General features: G+C 54.2%; 19 protein-coding genes and 1 rRNA gene. 1 reads left to right on the forward strand and 19 read right to left on the reverse strand.

Annotated features, from left to right (window positions below):
* Positions 1–125 precede the first annotated feature (125 nt).
* From atpC to ACTQ3V_RS14255, 12 genes are all read right to left on the reverse strand, one after another.
* Positions 126–527, reverse strand: a complete 402-nt coding sequence (atpC, locus tag ACTQ3V_RS14200) for an ATP synthase F1 subunit epsilon (protein WP_441468088.1) — start codon at positions 525–527, stop codon at positions 126–128.
* A 1-nt stretch (position 528) separates the two neighbouring features.
* The gene (atpD, locus tag ACTQ3V_RS14205) at positions 529–1,926 is read right to left on the reverse strand and encodes a F0F1 ATP synthase subunit beta (protein WP_441468089.1); all 1,398 of its coding nucleotides are present in this window, start codon (positions 1,924–1,926) and stop codon (positions 529–531) included.
* 26 nt (positions 1,927–1,952) lie between these two features.
* Complete coding sequence (gene atpG, locus ACTQ3V_RS14210; RefSeq protein WP_441468090.1) at positions 1,953–2,822, reverse strand: ATP synthase F1 subunit gamma; 870 nt, start codon at positions 2,820–2,822, stop codon at positions 1,953–1,955.
* Between the two features lie 19 nt (positions 2,823–2,841).
* Positions 2,842–4,347: a F0F1 ATP synthase subunit alpha gene (gene atpA / locus ACTQ3V_RS14215; protein ID WP_441468091.1), complete on the reverse strand. Its 1,506-nt coding sequence runs from the start codon at positions 4,345–4,347 to the stop codon at positions 2,842–2,844.
* Between the two features lie 16 nt (positions 4,348–4,363).
* Positions 4,364–4,906, reverse strand: coding sequence for an ATP synthase F1 subunit delta (atpH, locus tag ACTQ3V_RS14220; protein ID WP_441468092.1), 543 nt, complete (start codon positions 4,904–4,906; stop codon positions 4,364–4,366).
* Positions 4,907–4,912: 6 nt separating this feature from the next.
* Complete coding sequence (gene atpF, locus ACTQ3V_RS14225) at positions 4,913–5,413, reverse strand: F0F1 ATP synthase subunit B (protein ID WP_441468093.1); 501 nt, start codon at positions 5,411–5,413, stop codon at positions 4,913–4,915.
* Positions 5,414–5,472: 59 nt separating this feature from the next.
* Positions 5,473–5,730, reverse strand: coding sequence for an ATP synthase F0 subunit C (gene atpE / locus ACTQ3V_RS14230; protein WP_300183535.1), 258 nt, complete (start codon positions 5,728–5,730; stop codon positions 5,473–5,475).
* Between the two features lie 76 nt (positions 5,731–5,806).
* Positions 5,807–6,526 (reverse strand): F0F1 ATP synthase subunit A, encoded by a 720-nt coding sequence (locus ACTQ3V_RS14235; protein WP_441468094.1) that lies wholly within the window; start codon positions 6,524–6,526, stop codon positions 5,807–5,809.
* A gap of 3 nt (positions 6,527–6,529) precedes the next feature.
* Positions 6,530–6,913, reverse strand: coding sequence for an ATP synthase subunit I (locus tag ACTQ3V_RS14240; RefSeq protein ID WP_441468095.1), 384 nt, complete (start codon positions 6,911–6,913; stop codon positions 6,530–6,532).
* The gene (locus ACTQ3V_RS14245) at positions 6,910–7,167 is read right to left on the reverse strand and encodes an AtpZ/AtpI family protein (RefSeq protein ID WP_441468096.1); all 258 of its coding nucleotides are present in this window, start codon (positions 7,165–7,167) and stop codon (positions 6,910–6,912) included. The genes ACTQ3V_RS14240 and ACTQ3V_RS14245 overlap by 4 nt, the downstream gene beginning before the upstream one ends.
* Before the next feature lie 352 nt (positions 7,168–7,519).
* Positions 7,520–7,930, reverse strand: coding sequence for a hypothetical protein (locus tag ACTQ3V_RS14250; RefSeq protein ID WP_441468097.1), 411 nt, complete (start codon positions 7,928–7,930; stop codon positions 7,520–7,522).
* A gap of 99 nt (positions 7,931–8,029) precedes the next feature.
* Positions 8,030–9,157 carry a D-alanyl-D-alanine carboxypeptidase family protein gene (locus tag ACTQ3V_RS14255; RefSeq protein WP_441468105.1) on the reverse strand — a complete coding sequence of 376 codons (1,128 nt, stop codon included), beginning with the start codon at positions 9,155–9,157 and terminating at the stop codon, positions 8,030–8,032.
* A 127-nt stretch (positions 9,158–9,284) separates the two neighbouring features.
* Here ACTQ3V_RS14255 and ACTQ3V_RS14260 point away from each other — a divergent pair, with 127 nt between their 5' ends.
* Positions 9,285–10,220, forward strand: a complete 936-nt coding sequence (locus ACTQ3V_RS14260; RefSeq protein WP_441468098.1) for an AEC family transporter — start codon at positions 9,285–9,287, stop codon at positions 10,218–10,220.
* A 71-nt stretch (positions 10,221–10,291) separates the two neighbouring features.
* Here ACTQ3V_RS14260 and ACTQ3V_RS14265 read toward each other — a convergent pair whose 3' ends face one another.
* The 7 genes from ACTQ3V_RS14265 to rrf form a co-directional block, all read right to left on the reverse strand.
* Positions 10,292–11,041: an exodeoxyribonuclease III gene (locus ACTQ3V_RS14265; protein WP_441468099.1), complete on the reverse strand. Its 750-nt coding sequence runs from the start codon at positions 11,039–11,041 to the stop codon at positions 10,292–10,294.
* 11 nt (positions 11,042–11,052) lie between these two features.
* Positions 11,053–11,433 carry a VOC family protein gene (locus ACTQ3V_RS14270; protein ID WP_441468100.1) on the reverse strand — a complete coding sequence of 127 codons (381 nt, stop codon included), beginning with the start codon at positions 11,431–11,433 and terminating at the stop codon, positions 11,053–11,055.
* A gap of 9 nt (positions 11,434–11,442) precedes the next feature.
* A complete protein-coding gene (locus ACTQ3V_RS14275; protein ID WP_441468101.1) occupies positions 11,443–12,609 on the reverse strand; it encodes an aminotransferase class I/II-fold pyridoxal phosphate-dependent enzyme in 1,167 nt (388 codons plus the stop codon).
* Between the two features lie 5 nt (positions 12,610–12,614).
* Complete coding sequence (locus ACTQ3V_RS14280) at positions 12,615–13,337, reverse strand: alpha/beta fold hydrolase (protein ID WP_441468102.1); 723 nt, start codon at positions 13,335–13,337, stop codon at positions 12,615–12,617.
* 3 nt (positions 13,338–13,340) lie between these two features.
* The gene (locus tag ACTQ3V_RS14285; RefSeq protein WP_441468103.1) at positions 13,341–13,814 is read right to left on the reverse strand and encodes a VOC family protein; all 474 of its coding nucleotides are present in this window, start codon (positions 13,812–13,814) and stop codon (positions 13,341–13,343) included.
* 220 nt (positions 13,815–14,034) lie between these two features.
* Entirely contained in the window at positions 14,035–14,682 is a 648-nt protein-coding gene (locus tag ACTQ3V_RS14290) for an HAD family hydrolase (RefSeq protein ID WP_441468104.1), read from the reverse strand.
* 49 nt (positions 14,683–14,731) lie between these two features.
* Positions 14,732–14,841: ribosomal RNA gene (gene rrf / locus ACTQ3V_RS14295) — 5S ribosomal RNA — on the reverse strand; the annotation flags it as partial.

Consider the following 14,841-nt stretch of genomic DNA (forward strand, 5'->3'; position numbering starts at 1 on the left):
TCACAAAGCAGCTTGCTGTCCATAACCGCTGCTCCAATAACTTTCCCATGAGGCCTCTGGGTTGGCTTTCTCCTTTAGAGTTCTCTGTCCAATATGTTTGACAAACCTACAGGACGGTTTTTCCTTCATTTGTCTCCCGCAATGCGGATACGGTTGATTGCCTTTTTCAGCTTGACCTGCGCAATATCGTGCTCATGCTCGCTTTCCTTTTTCTGAAGGATGGCACGGGCACGCTCAGCAGCCTCGCGGGCACGGTTGATATCAATTTCATCCGCCCATTCACAGGTGCGGGCCAGCACAACCGTCTGCTCGCGCGATACATCCACAAAGCCGCCTGCAATCGCTGCAACGCGGGGCTGCCCATTCTGGAAAATGGTCAGTCCGCCGATGCCGAGCGCCGCGGTATAGGGCACATGATTCGGCAGGATGCCAACATCGCCCTGCGTGGTGCGAATAACGATTTTGTCGACCTCATCGTCATAAAAGCAGCGGTCAACCGTCATCACCTTGAGATGAAAGGTAGCCATATTATGCCCCCTTCTTCGCCTTCTCCACGACCTCGTCGATGGTGCCGGCAAACAGGAACGCCGACTCGGGCAGATCGTCATGCTTGCCGTCGAGGATCTCGCGGAAGCCGCGGATCGTCTCCGAAACCGGAACATACTTGCCCTCAAAGCCCGTGAACTGCTCTGCAACGTGGAACGGCTGCGACAGGAAGTTCTGGATCTTACGGGCACGGGCAACCGTCAGCTTATCCTCGTCGGACAGTTCGTCCATACCGAGGATGGCGATGATGTCCTGCAAGTCCTTGTACTTCTGCAAGATGGACTGCACCGCACGCGCGACCTCGTAGTGGTCGATGCCGACCACATCCGCGGTCAGAATACGCGAGGACGAGTCGAGCGGGTCAACCGCGGGATAAATACCCATGGACGCGATATCACGCGACAAAACGACCTTCGCATCGAGGTGCGAGAACGTCGTCGCCGGCGCGGGGTCGGTCAGGTCGTCCGCCGGGACGTAAACCGCCTGTACGGACGTGATCGAGCCTTTCTTGGTCGAGGTGATACGTTCCTGCAATGCGCCCATTTCGGTCGCCAGCGTCGGCTGATAACCTACCGCCGACGGCATACGGCCAAGCAGCGCGGAAACCTCGGAACCCGCCTGCGTGAAGCGGAAGATGTTGTCGATAAACAGCAGTACGTCCTGCCCTTCCACATCGCGGAAGTATTCCGCCATGGTCAAGCCGGAAAGCGCCACGCGCATACGCGCTCCTGGCGGCTCGTTCATCTGGCCGTAAACCAGCGCGGTCTTGTTGATAACGCCGGACTCCTGCATTTCGTTATACAGGTCGTTGCCCTCACGGGTACGCTCACCAACGCCGGTGAATACCGAAATACCGCCGTGCTGCTTGGCGATATTGTTGATCAGCTCCATGATGATAACCGTCTTGCCGACGCCCGCGCCGCCGAACAGGCCGATTTTACCGCCCTTGGCATACGGTGCGATCAGGTCGATGACCTTGATGCCGGTTTCGAGGATTTCCGTGGTGGATTCCTGCTCCTCATAGGAGGGCGCAGGACGGTGAATGGGCCAGCGCTCCTCGCCCTCAACCGGCGGCTTGTTGTCCACCGGCTGGCCGAGCAGGTTGAAAATACGGCCCAGATTCTTGTCGCCGACCGGAACCGTGATCGGTCCGCCGGTATCGACGGCTTTCATGCCGCGCACCAAGCCGTCCGTGGACTCCATGGCGATGCAGCGCACGGTATCCTGACCGATATGCTGCGCAACCTCGACCGTGATGACACAGCCGTTGTTGTCAATCGTGATGGCGTTCAGCAGCTTGGGCAATGCGTCGGCAGCAAATTTGATGTCCAGCACCGGTCCGATAATCTGGACAACGGTGCCAATATTCTGCTCACTCATTGGCAAAACTCCTAATTCGTATCGTCCTATGCGCCGACCTCGCCCGAACCCGCGACGATCTCGGTGATCTCCTGCGTGATGGCTGCCTGACGTGCACGGTTATAGGACAGATTCAGATTTTCGATCATCTCGCTGGCATTGTCGGACGCAGCCTCCATCGCCATGCGGCGCGCGGACTGCTCGGAGCAGTAGCTTTCCACCACCGCGCCGTACAGCACACCGTACAGGTATTCGGGAATGATCGCGTCAAACACCGCCTCTGGAGAGGGATCATATTCGGTCAGCACACGCGCGCCCGCCGGCTTATCGCCCTGCTCTTCGCGCTCAAAATTGGCAGGCAGCAGCTGAATACACTTCGGCTCCTGCTGCAAGGGCGAAACAAACTGCGTGTAGCAGAGGAAAACCTCGTCCACCTGCCCGCTGCGGAACATACTGAGCATATGCTCAACGATTTCGTGCGTGTCGCTGATTTTCATGGTTTCGGCAATGCCCGGATAATCCGCCGCAACCGGCCAGTCGCGCTTGGCATAATACTCCTGCGCTTTTTTTCCGATTGTGACGACTTGCGCCTTTTTGCCCTCCATCTCGGCGGCGGCCAGCTTGAACAGGTTGGCGTTATAGCCGCCCGCCAGGCCACGGTCGCCCGCGATGATAATATACAGGCTGTTCTTCACCGCGCGGCGGCGGGTATACACCGAGTCCCCCTCACGCGTTGCGGCAGCCAGCCGGGTGATGGTTTCATACATCGTGTTGAAATAGGGCCGCGCGGCCAGCGCACGCTCCTTGGCGCGGCGCATTTTGGAAGAGGCCACCAGCTCCATTGCCTTGGTAATCTGCATGGTGGACTGCACCGACTTGATGCGGCGCTTGATGTCCTTCATGTTTCCGGAAGCCATTGTTCAGTCCCCCTTCCGCTTAATGCTCGGAAAGGAACTTTGCTTTGAATTCCTCGATTGCCTTGGTCAGCTTCTCCTTGATGTCGTCGTCCATCTGCTTGGTCGCGCGGATGGTTTCCGGGATATCGCCGTAAACGCCGTCGATAAACTCAAACAGCTCTTTTTCAAACGCGGCAACCTGATCTGCCGGAATATCTAGCAACTGACCGGAAACGACAGCAAAAATGATGATAACCTGCTTCTCGACCGGAATCGGGCTGTTCTGCGGCTGCTTGAGCACTTCCACGATGCGCTCGCCCTGATTCAGACGCTTCTTGGTGTCCGCGTCGAGGTCGGAGCCGAACTGCGAGAACGCTTGCAGCTCGCGGTACTGCGAGTACGCCAGCTTCAGGGTGCCCGCAACCTTCTTCATCGCCTTGATCTGCGCATTACCGCCAACACGGGATACCGAAATACCGGGGTTGACCGCGGGACGGATACCCGAGTTAAACAGCTCGGTTTCGAGGAAGATCTGACCGTCCGTGATCGAAATGACGTTGGTCGGGATATACGCCGAAACGTCGCCCGCCTGCGTCTCGATGATCGGCAGCGCGGTCAGCGAGCCGCCGTTCTGGATGTTGGCTGCGCGTTCCAGCAAACGGGAATGCAGATAGAATACGTCGCCGGGGTATGCTTCACGTCCTGGCGGACGATGGAGCAGCAAGGAAAGGGCACGGTAAGCCACCGCGTGCTTACTGAGGTCATCATAAATGACCAGTACGTCCTTACCCTTGTGCATAAAGTACTCGCCGATCGAGCAGCCCGCATACGGCGCGATATACTGCAGCGGCGCGGACTCGGATGCGGTCGCGGCGACGATGCAGGTATAGTCCATCGCGCCGTTCTGCGCCAGTGTCTCGGCAACCTGTGCAACCGTCGAACGCTTTTGGCCAATGGCTACATAGATACAGACGACGCCCGTACCCTTCTGGTTGATGATGGTATCCAGACAAATCGCGGTCTTACCGGTCTGGCGGTCGCCGATGATCAGCTCACGCTGGCCGCGTCCGATCGGGATCATGGAGTCAATTGCCTTGATACCGGTCTGCAGCGGTACGTTAACCGGTGCGCGCTCGATGATGCCCGGTGCGGGGCTTTCAATCGGACGCGACTCGGTGGTATGGATCGGGCCCTTGCCGTCAATCGGCTTGCCCAGCGCGTCCACAACGCGGCCGAGCATAGCCTCACCCACCGGCACCTCCACGATGCGGTTTGTGCGTTTTACCGTGTCGCCTTCACGAATATCCTGATCCGAACCCAGGATTACGGCGCCGACCAGATCCTCCTCAAGGTTCTGCGCCATGCCATATACGCCGCCCGGAAATTCGAGCAGCTCGCCGGACATGCAGTTTTCCAGACCGTGAACATGTGCGATGCCGTCGCCGACGGTAACGACTGTACCGACGTCGGCCAGCTTGATCTGGCTCTGGTAGTGCGTGATCTGCTCTTTGATAATATTGCTAATCTCTTCGGGGCGTAATTCCATAAAGTCACCTACTTCCTTACGCGATAGTATTGGTCAGCCGTGCGGCAATCTCGCTCAAGCGAGTGCGCAGGCTGGTGTCGAACTGCTCGTTACCGAGCTTGACGACAATGCCGCCGAGGATGCTTTCATCCACCGACGTTTTGAGCACCACCTGTTTCCCGGTTACGGCGCTCATTTTGGCTTTCAGCTTTTCGGTCAATGCTTCGCTCATCGGCTTTGCCGTGATGGCGTGCACTTCCACGATGCCGTTTTCAAAGTAATACTGCTCTTTATATGCCTGGCACATATCTTGAATCAGGCCGATGCGGCCTTTTTCTGTAATCAGCATCAGGAAATTGAGCAGAAAAGGCTCAATTCGCCCTTCAAACGCCTTGCGCAAAACATTTTGCTTATCCTCCAGCGCGATGGACGGCGTCAAGAGCAGTTTGAGGAAATCCGGCTGCTGACCGAACACCTCACAGACCGCGGTCAGCTCGTCGAGATAGGCTTTTTCCTTTTTCTCGTCGGCTGCCACCTCGTACAGGCTCAGCGCATAGCGCTCGCTTACAATATCAGCCACCTGCGCTCACCCCACCTTGTCGATGAACTCTTCGATGAAGCGCTCGTGATCGGCTTCCTTAACATCGCGCTCGACGACCTTGGAGGCGATCATGACAGAAAGGCTGGCGACCTCGTCCTTAAGCTCGTTCATCGCCTTCTTGCGCTCCTGCTCAATGGTGCTCTCTGCCTTCTTCATCATGGCAGCGGCCTGCTGCGAGGACTCCTTGAGGATTTCCTCGCTGCGCACAGTCGCGCGACGGGTAGCGGAGCCGACAATCTCGGCCGCTTCCTCCTTGGCCTTGGCCAGACGCTCGGTGTATTCGCTGCGCATCTTCTCGGCCTCGGTCTGCGCCTTTTCCGCGTTTCCGTACATCGCCTGCACTTCTTCCTCGCGCGCGGCAAGCATCTTGCGCACCGGTTTAAACAAGAATTTCTTGATGATGGCAAACGTAATGAGCGTATTGCACATCGTCACAAGGATATTCCACCAGTTGATATAAACAAAGGACTGGAATATATCCGGCACTGTTTTACCTCCTTCCCAAACGGAAGATGATTCCGTTCATCCTGCTATGACCAGACCGCTTAGAACTGGCCGACGAACGGGTTGGCAAACAGAAGAATCAGCGCGACAACCAGCGCGTAAATACCGGTGGACTCGGCCATAGCGATACCGAGAATCATGGTACGGGTGATATCGCCCTGTGCTTCCGGCTGGCGGCCGATGGCGGCACACGCCTGACCGGCGGTGTAGCCTTCACCAATACCAGGGCCAAGACCTGCGATCATCGCCATACCGGCGCCGAGGGCGGACATGCCTGCTACAAATGCTTTGGGATCCATACTTTTTTTCCTCCTGAAAATGTTGTTGTTCAAAATTTGAGAATGGATTCGGTTATTGATTGCCGTACCTTGTGCGTCAGCTGCTGCCGCGCGCATCACCTACATAAGCCATGGTCAGCATACTGAAGATGAATGCCTGCATACAAGCAGTGAAGCAGTCAAAGTACACCGAAAGGATACCGGGCAAGCCGATCTGCAACAGCGGCACGGGCAGAAAGCCCAGAACCGCATTGGACAGAACCTCCAGCGCGCCCATGATCAGTGTCGAAATGACAAGGCCGCCCGCCATATTACCGAAATGACGGAAGGACATGGAAACCGGGGTGGCCACTTCGCTGAGCACATTAAGCGGCGCCATCACAAAGACAGGCTCCAGGAAGCCCTTCAGATAGCCGCCAATGCCGCCGTACTTGATCTTGTTGTACGTGATCAGGATGAACGTCATCAGTGCCCAGCCCAGCGTCGTATTCAGGTCGGCCGTTACCGGACGCATCCAGAACAGCGTCGCCAGCGAGCCGAACAACGAACTCATCAGCAGCGTTGCAATATAAGGCGAAAACGCCCGGCATCCCTGTCCCATGGTACTCTCGACCAGATTGTCAATCATGATGACAGCCTTTTCCGCCAGCGCCTGTTTGCCCTTCGGGATCTTCTCCATGCGGCGCGTGAGGAAAATGCACAGGAACAGGATAAACGCCATCACAATCCACGCATTTCGCATGGTTTCCGTGATAGGCAGGTTGGGATTACCGAACAAATATCCCAGTACCTGTGGGCCGTTTATTTCAACATTCACCGTCTAACCTCCTTTCCTCTGAACTACGTTATACCAGAGTAAAATCACTTTCGGAAAGAAGAGCGGAAGCACTGCGGCCAACGGATGGATAAACGGCGCTTTAATAGCCGCAAACACCGCAAGGCCGGTCAGCACATAGCGGAAAAAATAGCCGCGCCGCACGATGCGGGTCGCCTGATCCGGTGGGAACAGGGCGGCTTTGGCAACATTGTTGCCAATCATGCGAAATAAGACCAGCGCATAGGCCGCGCCCAGCATCAGGCTGATGCCCGCCCGCCACGCTTCACAACCGGCCAGCACAAAGATACCGAAGGCAATGAGCGTCAGCGGCACGATGCCACGCAGCATCCGAGCCGATTCCTCCCGCACGATTTGCTTTCCCGTCACGGCAGCTTCTCCTTTCTTTCACTTTCTCTGGCTTTTCGCTCGGTAAACCGCAGGAAATCCCGCAGTCCGCAGGCTGCAACCGCTATTCCGAGCAGGATTCCGAAAATCACCACACCGTTTCCCCAATCAAATCGGTTCCGAAGCCAAAGCGCTCCAAAACAACAGAGTACCGGCGGTGTGACAACTGTGAACCCAACCTGACTGAAATAAATCAAGTAACGCAGCACACTCCAATGATCTTTTTTTTGACTCAACCGCATTCCCCCTACTACCGATTTGATATTGCGAGCACAGCAGTGCCAAACAGGCATAGCTGTCCCTCCAACATATCGTTCTTATTATACCTAACTATACAAAAAAGTGAAACACTTTTATCAGGAATCTCTAAAAAAAAATTCATCCTCTTCTATTCATCGTATATATTTAACAATTCTTCTTTAAAAATCGGTACGGATAATGCGAATTTCATCAAATAAAGTATATTTTCCAATCGCACCTCCATAGTACCTTTCCCCCTTCTGTTGACATCCATACCCAACGGAAAAGGGAAAAAGCAGCGAAATACTCGCTGCTTTTATCTCATTGCTGTAACTGCTAAGTATTTACTTACAGAAAACGCTTCATGCCCTCGGTCGCGGCAGACGGCTCCTCGCTGAGGGAAACCGTAAAGTTCACGCTGTGCTGCGAGGAGAACTCATCGAGCATATTGAGGAACTCCTCTGCCTTTGCCACGTCCTTGACGCCGGTGATTTTATACAGGCCGTCAATGAACACGCGCGTAATATCATAGTTACCGGCGTGAATACCGCACAGGAATCCAAGCAGGCTTGCATAATCCTTGATCGGGTAATCGGTTGCATCAATCAGTCGCGCATCATGCGAAATATCAAAAGTCAACTTGTTGCCGCGCGAAATGCAAACCACGCTTCCCTTTTCTTCTTGTACCGCAGCGTTGACCTGATCAATCAATTCTTTGGTCTTACCAGAGCCAGTGCCGCCAATAATCAGTTTTACCATAGTTTTATATCCTCCCAACCTTTGAGGTTGTTTTTAGTGTACCATAGTTTGCCCCAAACCTCAAGCCTGATTTGCAAACTTTCCGTCATTTTGTCCATATTACGCCGCGCCGCCGCCGACCAGCTTTCCCATGAATTCGATCAGCAGTCCCGGAACGCTCCGCGCCGCCACATCTTCTGCTGCCGTGATCGGAAGCTGTAGCAGGGTCTCGCCTCCGCTCGTCACCGTCAGCTGCCCAATCTGCTGGCCTGCTGTAATCGGCGCCTGCAGCGCCTCCGGCAAATCCAATTGCGTTTCCAACTGCGCTGCTTTTTCCTTTTCCACCACAATCGACTGGTCATTCTGCAAGATCGGCTGCACAAAGTTCGCGTTGCCCAGCTGCACCGGAACCGGCTGCAGCAAATCATCCGGCGGTGTATAGACTGTGAAGTTGGCAAAGCCGTAATTGAGCAGTGCGGATGCGTCCGCCATACGGGTTTCCTTGGTCGGCGCCGCCATCACCACCGCGACCAAACTGAGTCCGTCCCGCTCGGCGCTGGCGGAAATGCAAAAGCCAGCTTCGGAAATGTACCCCGTTTTCAGCCCGGTCAGTCCCGGATAGCTTTTGAGCATTTTATTCGTATTGGCCAGCGAAAACTTTCCGCCGCGGATGCTGTCCATCCAGATACCGGTATACTCTAAAATTTTAGGGTGCCGCAGCAGCTCACAGGAAATGAGCGCAATATCACGCGCTGAAGTCATGGTTTTCTGCCCCATGCCGTCCAATCCGTTGGCATTGATAAACTGCGTATTGGTGCAGCCCAGCTCCGTGGCGCGCTGGTTCATGCGCTCGACAAACGCCGCCTCCGTACCGGCAAGGTGCTCTGCCACCGCTACCGCACAGTCGTTTGCCGAGCCAACCGCAATCGCTTTGAGCATATCATTGAGCGACATCTGTTCTCCCGGTTCCAGCCAGACCTGAGTCCCGCCCATCGAACAGGCGTATTCGCTTCCCGTGATCATGGTATCCAGCGTCACTTCGCCGCGCTCAAGCGCCTCCATTGTCAGCAGCATCGTCATGATTTTGGTGACCGATGCCGGCTGCAGCTGCTCATCGGCATTATACGCGAACAGTTCCTGCCCATTGGCCGCATATAGTGCGGCGGACTTGGCATTGAGCGCCCCCATTTCCGGCAGTGCCGCCGCCTGCACCAGCAGCATTCCGCCCAGTATGGCGGCGCAAATCATTTTTTTCACAGCCAACCACCCTTTCACCCCATTTTATGCCAGAGAACAAGCAAACATGCCTTTTGCATTGACAAAAGCTCCGCCATTGTTTTATGATTATAAAATTGGAGATCGGAGGGAATTTATTTTGCTGGAGAATATTCAAATCTTAGTCTCACAGATTACTGTGATGTTTCTGCTGATGGCAGTCGGTTTTATATGCGTTCGTCTGAAATACCTCAACAATGACGGAGCCGGCCAGCTATCGCTTATTCTGACGCGCATCGTCGCGCCCTGCGTCATCATCGATTCATTTCAGCGCCAATTCGATCCTGCGCTCGGCATGGATTTATTAGCCGCGGCAGGCTGTACTGTCATTGCCATGGGACTGTCCATGGCTGTTGGGCATTTCCTGTTTCGTGCCAACGGGCCGCACAAAAATTTTGCCGATAAGCGCATGTGCGTAGTGTTTACCAACTGCGGCTTTATGGCGCTGCCGCTTCTGGATGCACTCTACGGCTCCTATGGCTTGTTTCTCGGTTCCGCGTTTATTGCGGTTAACAATGTACTGCTTTGGAGCTACGGCGTTTCCCAGCTGTGCCGCGATACTACGCGGGCGCAAAAGCTGCGTAACGCCCTATTTAATCCCGCCACAGTCTCACTGGTCATCGGGCTTGTCTTTTTCCTGACGCCCCTCGATTTGCCGCAGATTCCCGCGACCTGCATTTCCTATCTGGCGTCGCTCAACACGCCGGTCGCCATGATTATTCTGGGTGCGTTTCTCGCGCAATGTGACCTGCGCGCCTGTTTTCAGGACAAGCAGGTGTATGAGATCACCGCGCTGCGCTTGCTCATTCTGCCACTGATTACGCTGGCAATTTTCCTGCTGCTCCCGCTTGGCAGTATATTACGTAATACCATGCTGATCAGCGCCGCCGCGCCGGTCGCCATAGCCTGCTCGATGTTTGGTCAGGTATACGGCACGGACTATCTGTTTTCCACGCGCGCGGTGGCTGTTTCCACCATTTTATCCGCCCTTACCATCCCGTCGATGATTGCACTGAGCGGCCTGCTCGGCGGATAACAAACCATATAAAAAAAACAGACTGCGAAATGCTTCACAGTCTGTTTTTCTTTTGCATGCAATTCTGGCTCTCACTCAATTTCAATCAGGACCGGACAGTGGTCCGAGCCAAATACATCACTTAAAATGCGTGCATCCTTGACCCGCTCGATAAAGCGGTCAGACACCAGAAAATAGTCGATGCGCCACCCGGCATTTTTTTCGCGCGCCTTAAAGCGGTAGCTCCACCACGAATAGGCGCCGGTTGCATCCGGATAAAAGTGACGAAACGTGTCGGTAAACCCAGCCTCAAGCAGCTCGGTCATCTTTTCGCGCTCCTCGTCGGTAAAGCCCGCATTACGGCGGTTGGTCTTGGGATTTTTCAAATCAATTTCCTTGTGTGCGACGTTCATATCCCCGCACACAATGACCGGCTTGTCCGCGTCCAGCTTTTGCAGGTAAGCACGGAAATCCGTCTCCCACTGCATGCGGTAGTCCAGACGCTTCAGCTCATCCTGCGAGTTGGGTGTATAGACCGTCACCAGATAAAATTCGCCGTAATCCGCGGTGATAACACGCCCCTCATGGTCATGCTCGTCAATGCCCAGACCATAGGTTACGGACTTCGGCTCGTTCTTGCTGAAAAGCGCCACGCCTGAATAGCCTTTTTTCTCCGCCGAGTTCCAGTATTCGTGATACCCCTCAACCTGCGGCGCCTGCTCAGGCTGCAGCTTGGTTTCCTGTAGACACATCATATCCGGCTGCTCCGCCGCGAGAAACTCAAAGAAACCTTTGCCCACGCACGCGCGCAGACCGTTTACATTCCAAGAAATCAGCTTCATAATTGCTCCTTTTATGCTGTAATTTCTACTGTGTTCCCATCCGGGTCCAGTATGCAGCTTTCATAGTATCCATCACCTGTCACGCGCGGACCGCTGACAACAGAATAACCGTCCGCCTGCAGCCGTGCGCTCAGCGCATCTACCTCCGCGCGCGAGCCGACCTGAAACGCCAGATGCGCCCAGCCGACACGCATGCCGTCTGCGGCAGGCTTTAGCTGCGGCCGCGTCATCAGCTCCAGACGCGCACCGTCCGCAAAGGACAAAAAATAGGTTTGCAGACCGGTTTTGGGATTATGGTATAACGCACCTGCGACACCGCCAAAATACGTTTCATAAAACACGCGTATCCGCGTAAGATCATTGGTATATAGTGCGATATGCGTGATTTTCATAGCATTACCTCACCCGCGCAGAATCCCGCTTTCGTCGATACGGTGCACAGCCTCTTCCATCCGCTCCGGCGGCACAACCAGCGCAAACCGCACATAGCCTTCACCTTGCGCGCCAAACGAGCTGCCCGGCACACAGATAACGCCGGTCTTTTCCATCAGCTCCAGCACAAAGTCCACAGAAGAAGAAAACCGTTCCGGAATTTTTGCCCATACAAACATCGTGCCTTGCGCATCCGGCACATCCCAGCCGATACGGCGCAGCCCGCCGCACAGCGCATCGCGCCGCGCCATGTAGCCTTCCCGATTGCGACGGACGATATCCTGCGGACCGGTCAGGGCTGCAACCGCACCTGCCTGAATCGGGTAAAACATGCCATAGTCAATCTGAGAGCGGAACGCACGGAAGCGCGCAATCACCTCTCGATTGCCCAGCGCAAACGATACGCGCATACCGGTCAGGTTGTAGGTTTTAGACAGCGAGTTAAACTCGATCCCCACCTCTTTCGCCCCCGGAATGGACAGAAAGGAAAGCCCCTGCTCTCCGTTGAGCATCAGGTCCGAATACGCGTTATCGTGCACTACAATAATATTGTGCTCCCGTGCAAAAGTGACCAGTTTTTCGTAAAACGCACGGTTTGCCACCGCAGTCGTCGGATTATTCGGATAAGATATCACGATTGCCTTGGCGCGCTCGGCGATATCTTCCGGAATATCGGCAAAATCCAGCTGCCAATTGTTTTCCGCACGGAGCGGATACAAGCCGACCGTCGCGCCGGTCATCATCGGGCCGAATGAGAAAATGGGGTATCCCGGATCGGGCGCAAGAATGAGGTCATTGTGCCCCGCGAAAGCAAAACCGATATGCGCAATGCCTTCCTGCGAACCGCCGACGGCCATGATTTCATCCGCCTCCAGCGAAACCTCATACCGGCGACGGTACCAGTCCTGCACCGCCGCTATCAGCTCCGGCGTTTCGTTCAAAGAATACTTATACTGCTCCGGTTTGCGCGCAGCCTCGCTCACCGCCTGCATCACATGTGCGTCCGGCTGAAAATCGGGCGTACCGATGGACAGGTTGATCACATCTGCGCCACCGGCAATCAGCGCGCGTTTTCTTTCGTCCAGCCGATTAAAAATATTGCTTTCTGCGGTCTGGCCCGCCTTGATAAACTGCATTTTCCTTATCTCCCCAGTAAAAATTCCACAACTGTACGATTAAAGCGGGACGGCTGCTTCGCTGCGACAAAATGATCCCCGTCGCGAAAGATTTCCACCCGGCAATGCGGAATGTGCGCGGCCATTTCCTTTGTCTGGCTGTCGCGCACAATATCATGCTCTCCCACAATAATCATTGTTGGCATAGTTAGCTTTTTCAAATCGTCCATCACGACGCCGTATGGATAAACCATCAGGCCGAACACATCACGCTTGCGCGCCGCCCGCTGGCTGAACCTTCCCAATACGCGCAGCGCACCGTAAGCGGCGCAAACCGGCATCTGGAAATACGGCTTCATTCCCGCGAACATTTCCACATTTGCACCGTTCAAAATCAGCTTGTCGACATACGCAGGAAACATCAGCGCAAACTTAATCGCCAGATTGCCGCCATCCGAAAAACCAAGAACATACGCTTTTTGGATGCCGAGCGTATCCAAAAGCGTTTTCAAATCCTGCGCCATCAGCTCAAACGATAAACCACGCGTTCCAGCTTCCGACGCGCCGTGCCCTCGGCTATCCACCGCAATCACACGAAAAAAACGGATAAATTCCGGAATCTGTGCCTTCCAATAGGAGCTGTCCTCCCCATTTCCGTGCAGCAGAACCAACGGCTTTCCACGTCCTGCATCGTAGTAAGCAATCCGGGCGTCGCCACAGCGAACAAACTCCGGTTGAAATTCATACATAGGCTACTCCATACCTTTCCTGCACTGTTCCACAAACTCTACCGGATGCTGAATAATCTGCGCGGTTTGCAGAACATCATAACCTTCACGCAATAAGCGGCGTGCGACAACCTCCATAGATTCTCCGACCTCAACCATGTGCCAGTCCGGATCATAGAGCCGCACCACCCGCTGATGCCACTCGTGCATTTTAGGTGGATGCACCAGTTCCACATCCAGAAAATCATGAAGTTTCTCCAAAAAAGCATCAAAGTCATCCACTTCAAAATACAATTCCATATTGTTCGACTGGTGCAATACCGTACACTTAGGAATATCAACCAATTGGTCAAAATCTTCCTGAATGGCAAACCCTCCGGAAAAGGTGACATTGCGGCCAAGGTCGAGCGCAATAGTTTGGTCAAACAAATCGTGATAAAACTTTTTAGAAATTTCTACATTCCGCACCGCCAGCACAGGCAATCGATATTGGAGCATGGCAATTCCTCCGTCACAATCCGCAAGAGCGGCTCTTTCTACGTCCGTAATTTGTCAGAAACATAATGAAATACATTATATTTCTTATTGTATCACAGTTGCAGCCCGCGGTAAAGAACAGAGCACTTGCTTTGCGCCGTCGAATCCCACAAAAATACTTGGACATATCCAAACGGAATTCGACGGCGGCTTTTGCCGCACCGAACCGTATTTACGCACATCAATTGTCCAAAACCTGCAGCAGCCGGGACCAATTTTGTACAATATGTGTTGCTCCCGCCTGCTGCAATTCCTGAAACCCACCGAAGCCAAACGTCACGCCCACACAATCGATACCGCATGATTGTGCGCCCTCCACATCATGTTTTCGATCTCCAACCAGCACTGCCTTGCTTTTGTCCGAAACTGATAGCAATTGAAGCGCCTGCTCCACAACCTGCGCCTTTGTACTGATGCTGCCGTCCAGTGTTGCGCCGGATACCGCGGCAAAATACGGGGCAATATCAAAATAATTTAATATTTTTTCGACAAACACTTTCGGCTTTGAGGATGCAATAGCCAATGTTTTCCCGGCTGAGCGCAACGACCGCAGCATGTCCGGTACGCCGTCCAACAGCAAATTCTCCTTCCAGCCGGTTACTGAAAATCGCTCTCGATATGCCGCGACAGCCTGTTTCGCCTGCGCATCATCAAATTCATAACAACGCCGAAACTCATCATACAGCGGAGGCCCGATGAAATGCTCCAACGAAGTCAAATCCGGCTCCTCAATCCCCATTTTTGCAAGTGCATACTGCACCGATTTCGTAATCCCCTCACGCGGATCAGTCAGCGTGCCATCCAAATCAAATAATATGTACTGATACATTTTAACCTCCATATGCAAAAAGCAGCAACCGAAGTTGCTGCTTTATCCATGTGCGCATCGAGTTATCTTTCCGGGCCGTCGCCAGCCAAGTATTGTCACCGTAAACGAGCTTAACTACTGTGTTCGGAATGGGAACAGGTGTACCCTCGTCACCATTGA

The sequence above is a fragment of the Candidatus Agathobaculum pullicola genome (assembly GCF_052117205.1).
GTDB classification, from domain to species: Bacteria; Bacillota; Clostridia; order Oscillospirales; family Butyricicoccaceae; genus Agathobaculum; species Agathobaculum pullicola.

Bases quoted from the DNA above. Each gene is read 5' to 3' on its own strand.
- ACTQ3V_RS14255 (WP_441468105.1), bottom strand. From the start codon at position 9,157: ATGATTTGCGCCGCCATACTGGGCGGAATGCTGCTGGTGCAGGCGGCG.
- ACTQ3V_RS14250 (WP_441468097.1), bottom strand. From the start codon at position 7,930: ATGGTAAAACTGATTATTGGCGGCACTGGCTCTGGTAAGACCAAAGAA.
- ACTQ3V_RS14275 (WP_441468101.1), bottom strand. From the start codon at position 12,609: ATGCAGTTTATCAAGGCGGGCCAGACCGCAGAAAGCAATATTTTTAAT.
- ACTQ3V_RS14280 (WP_441468102.1), bottom strand. From the start codon at position 13,337: ATGTATGAATTTCAACCGGAGTTTGTTCGCTGTGGCGACGCCCGGATT.
- atpD (WP_441468089.1), bottom strand. From the start codon at position 1,926: ATGAGTGAGCAGAATATTGGCACCGTTGTCCAGATTATCGGACCGGTG.
- ACTQ3V_RS14265 (WP_441468099.1), bottom strand. From the start codon at position 11,041: ATGAAGCTGATTTCTTGGAATGTAAACGGTCTGCGCGCGTGCGTGGGC.
- ACTQ3V_RS14290 (WP_441468104.1), bottom strand. From the start codon at position 14,682: ATGTATCAGTACATATTATTTGATTTGGATGGCACGCTGACTGATCCG.
- atpG (WP_441468090.1), bottom strand. From the start codon at position 2,822: ATGGCTTCCGGAAACATGAAGGACATCAAGCGCCGCATCAAGTCGGTG.
- atpC (WP_441468088.1), bottom strand. From the start codon at position 527: ATGGCTACCTTTCATCTCAAGGTGATGACGGTTGACCGCTGCTTTTAT.
- ACTQ3V_RS14285 (WP_441468103.1), bottom strand. From the start codon at position 13,814: ATGCTCCAATATCGATTGCCTGTGCTGGCGGTGCGGAATGTAGAAATT.
- atpE (WP_300183535.1), bottom strand. From the start codon at position 5,730: ATGGATCCCAAAGCATTTGTAGCAGGCATGTCCGCCCTCGGCGCCGGT.
- ACTQ3V_RS14270 (WP_441468100.1), bottom strand. From the start codon at position 11,433: ATGAAAATCACGCATATCGCACTATATACCAATGATCTTACGCGGATA.
- atpA (WP_441468091.1), bottom strand. From the start codon at position 4,347: ATGGAATTACGCCCCGAAGAGATTAGCAATATTATCAAAGAGCAGATC.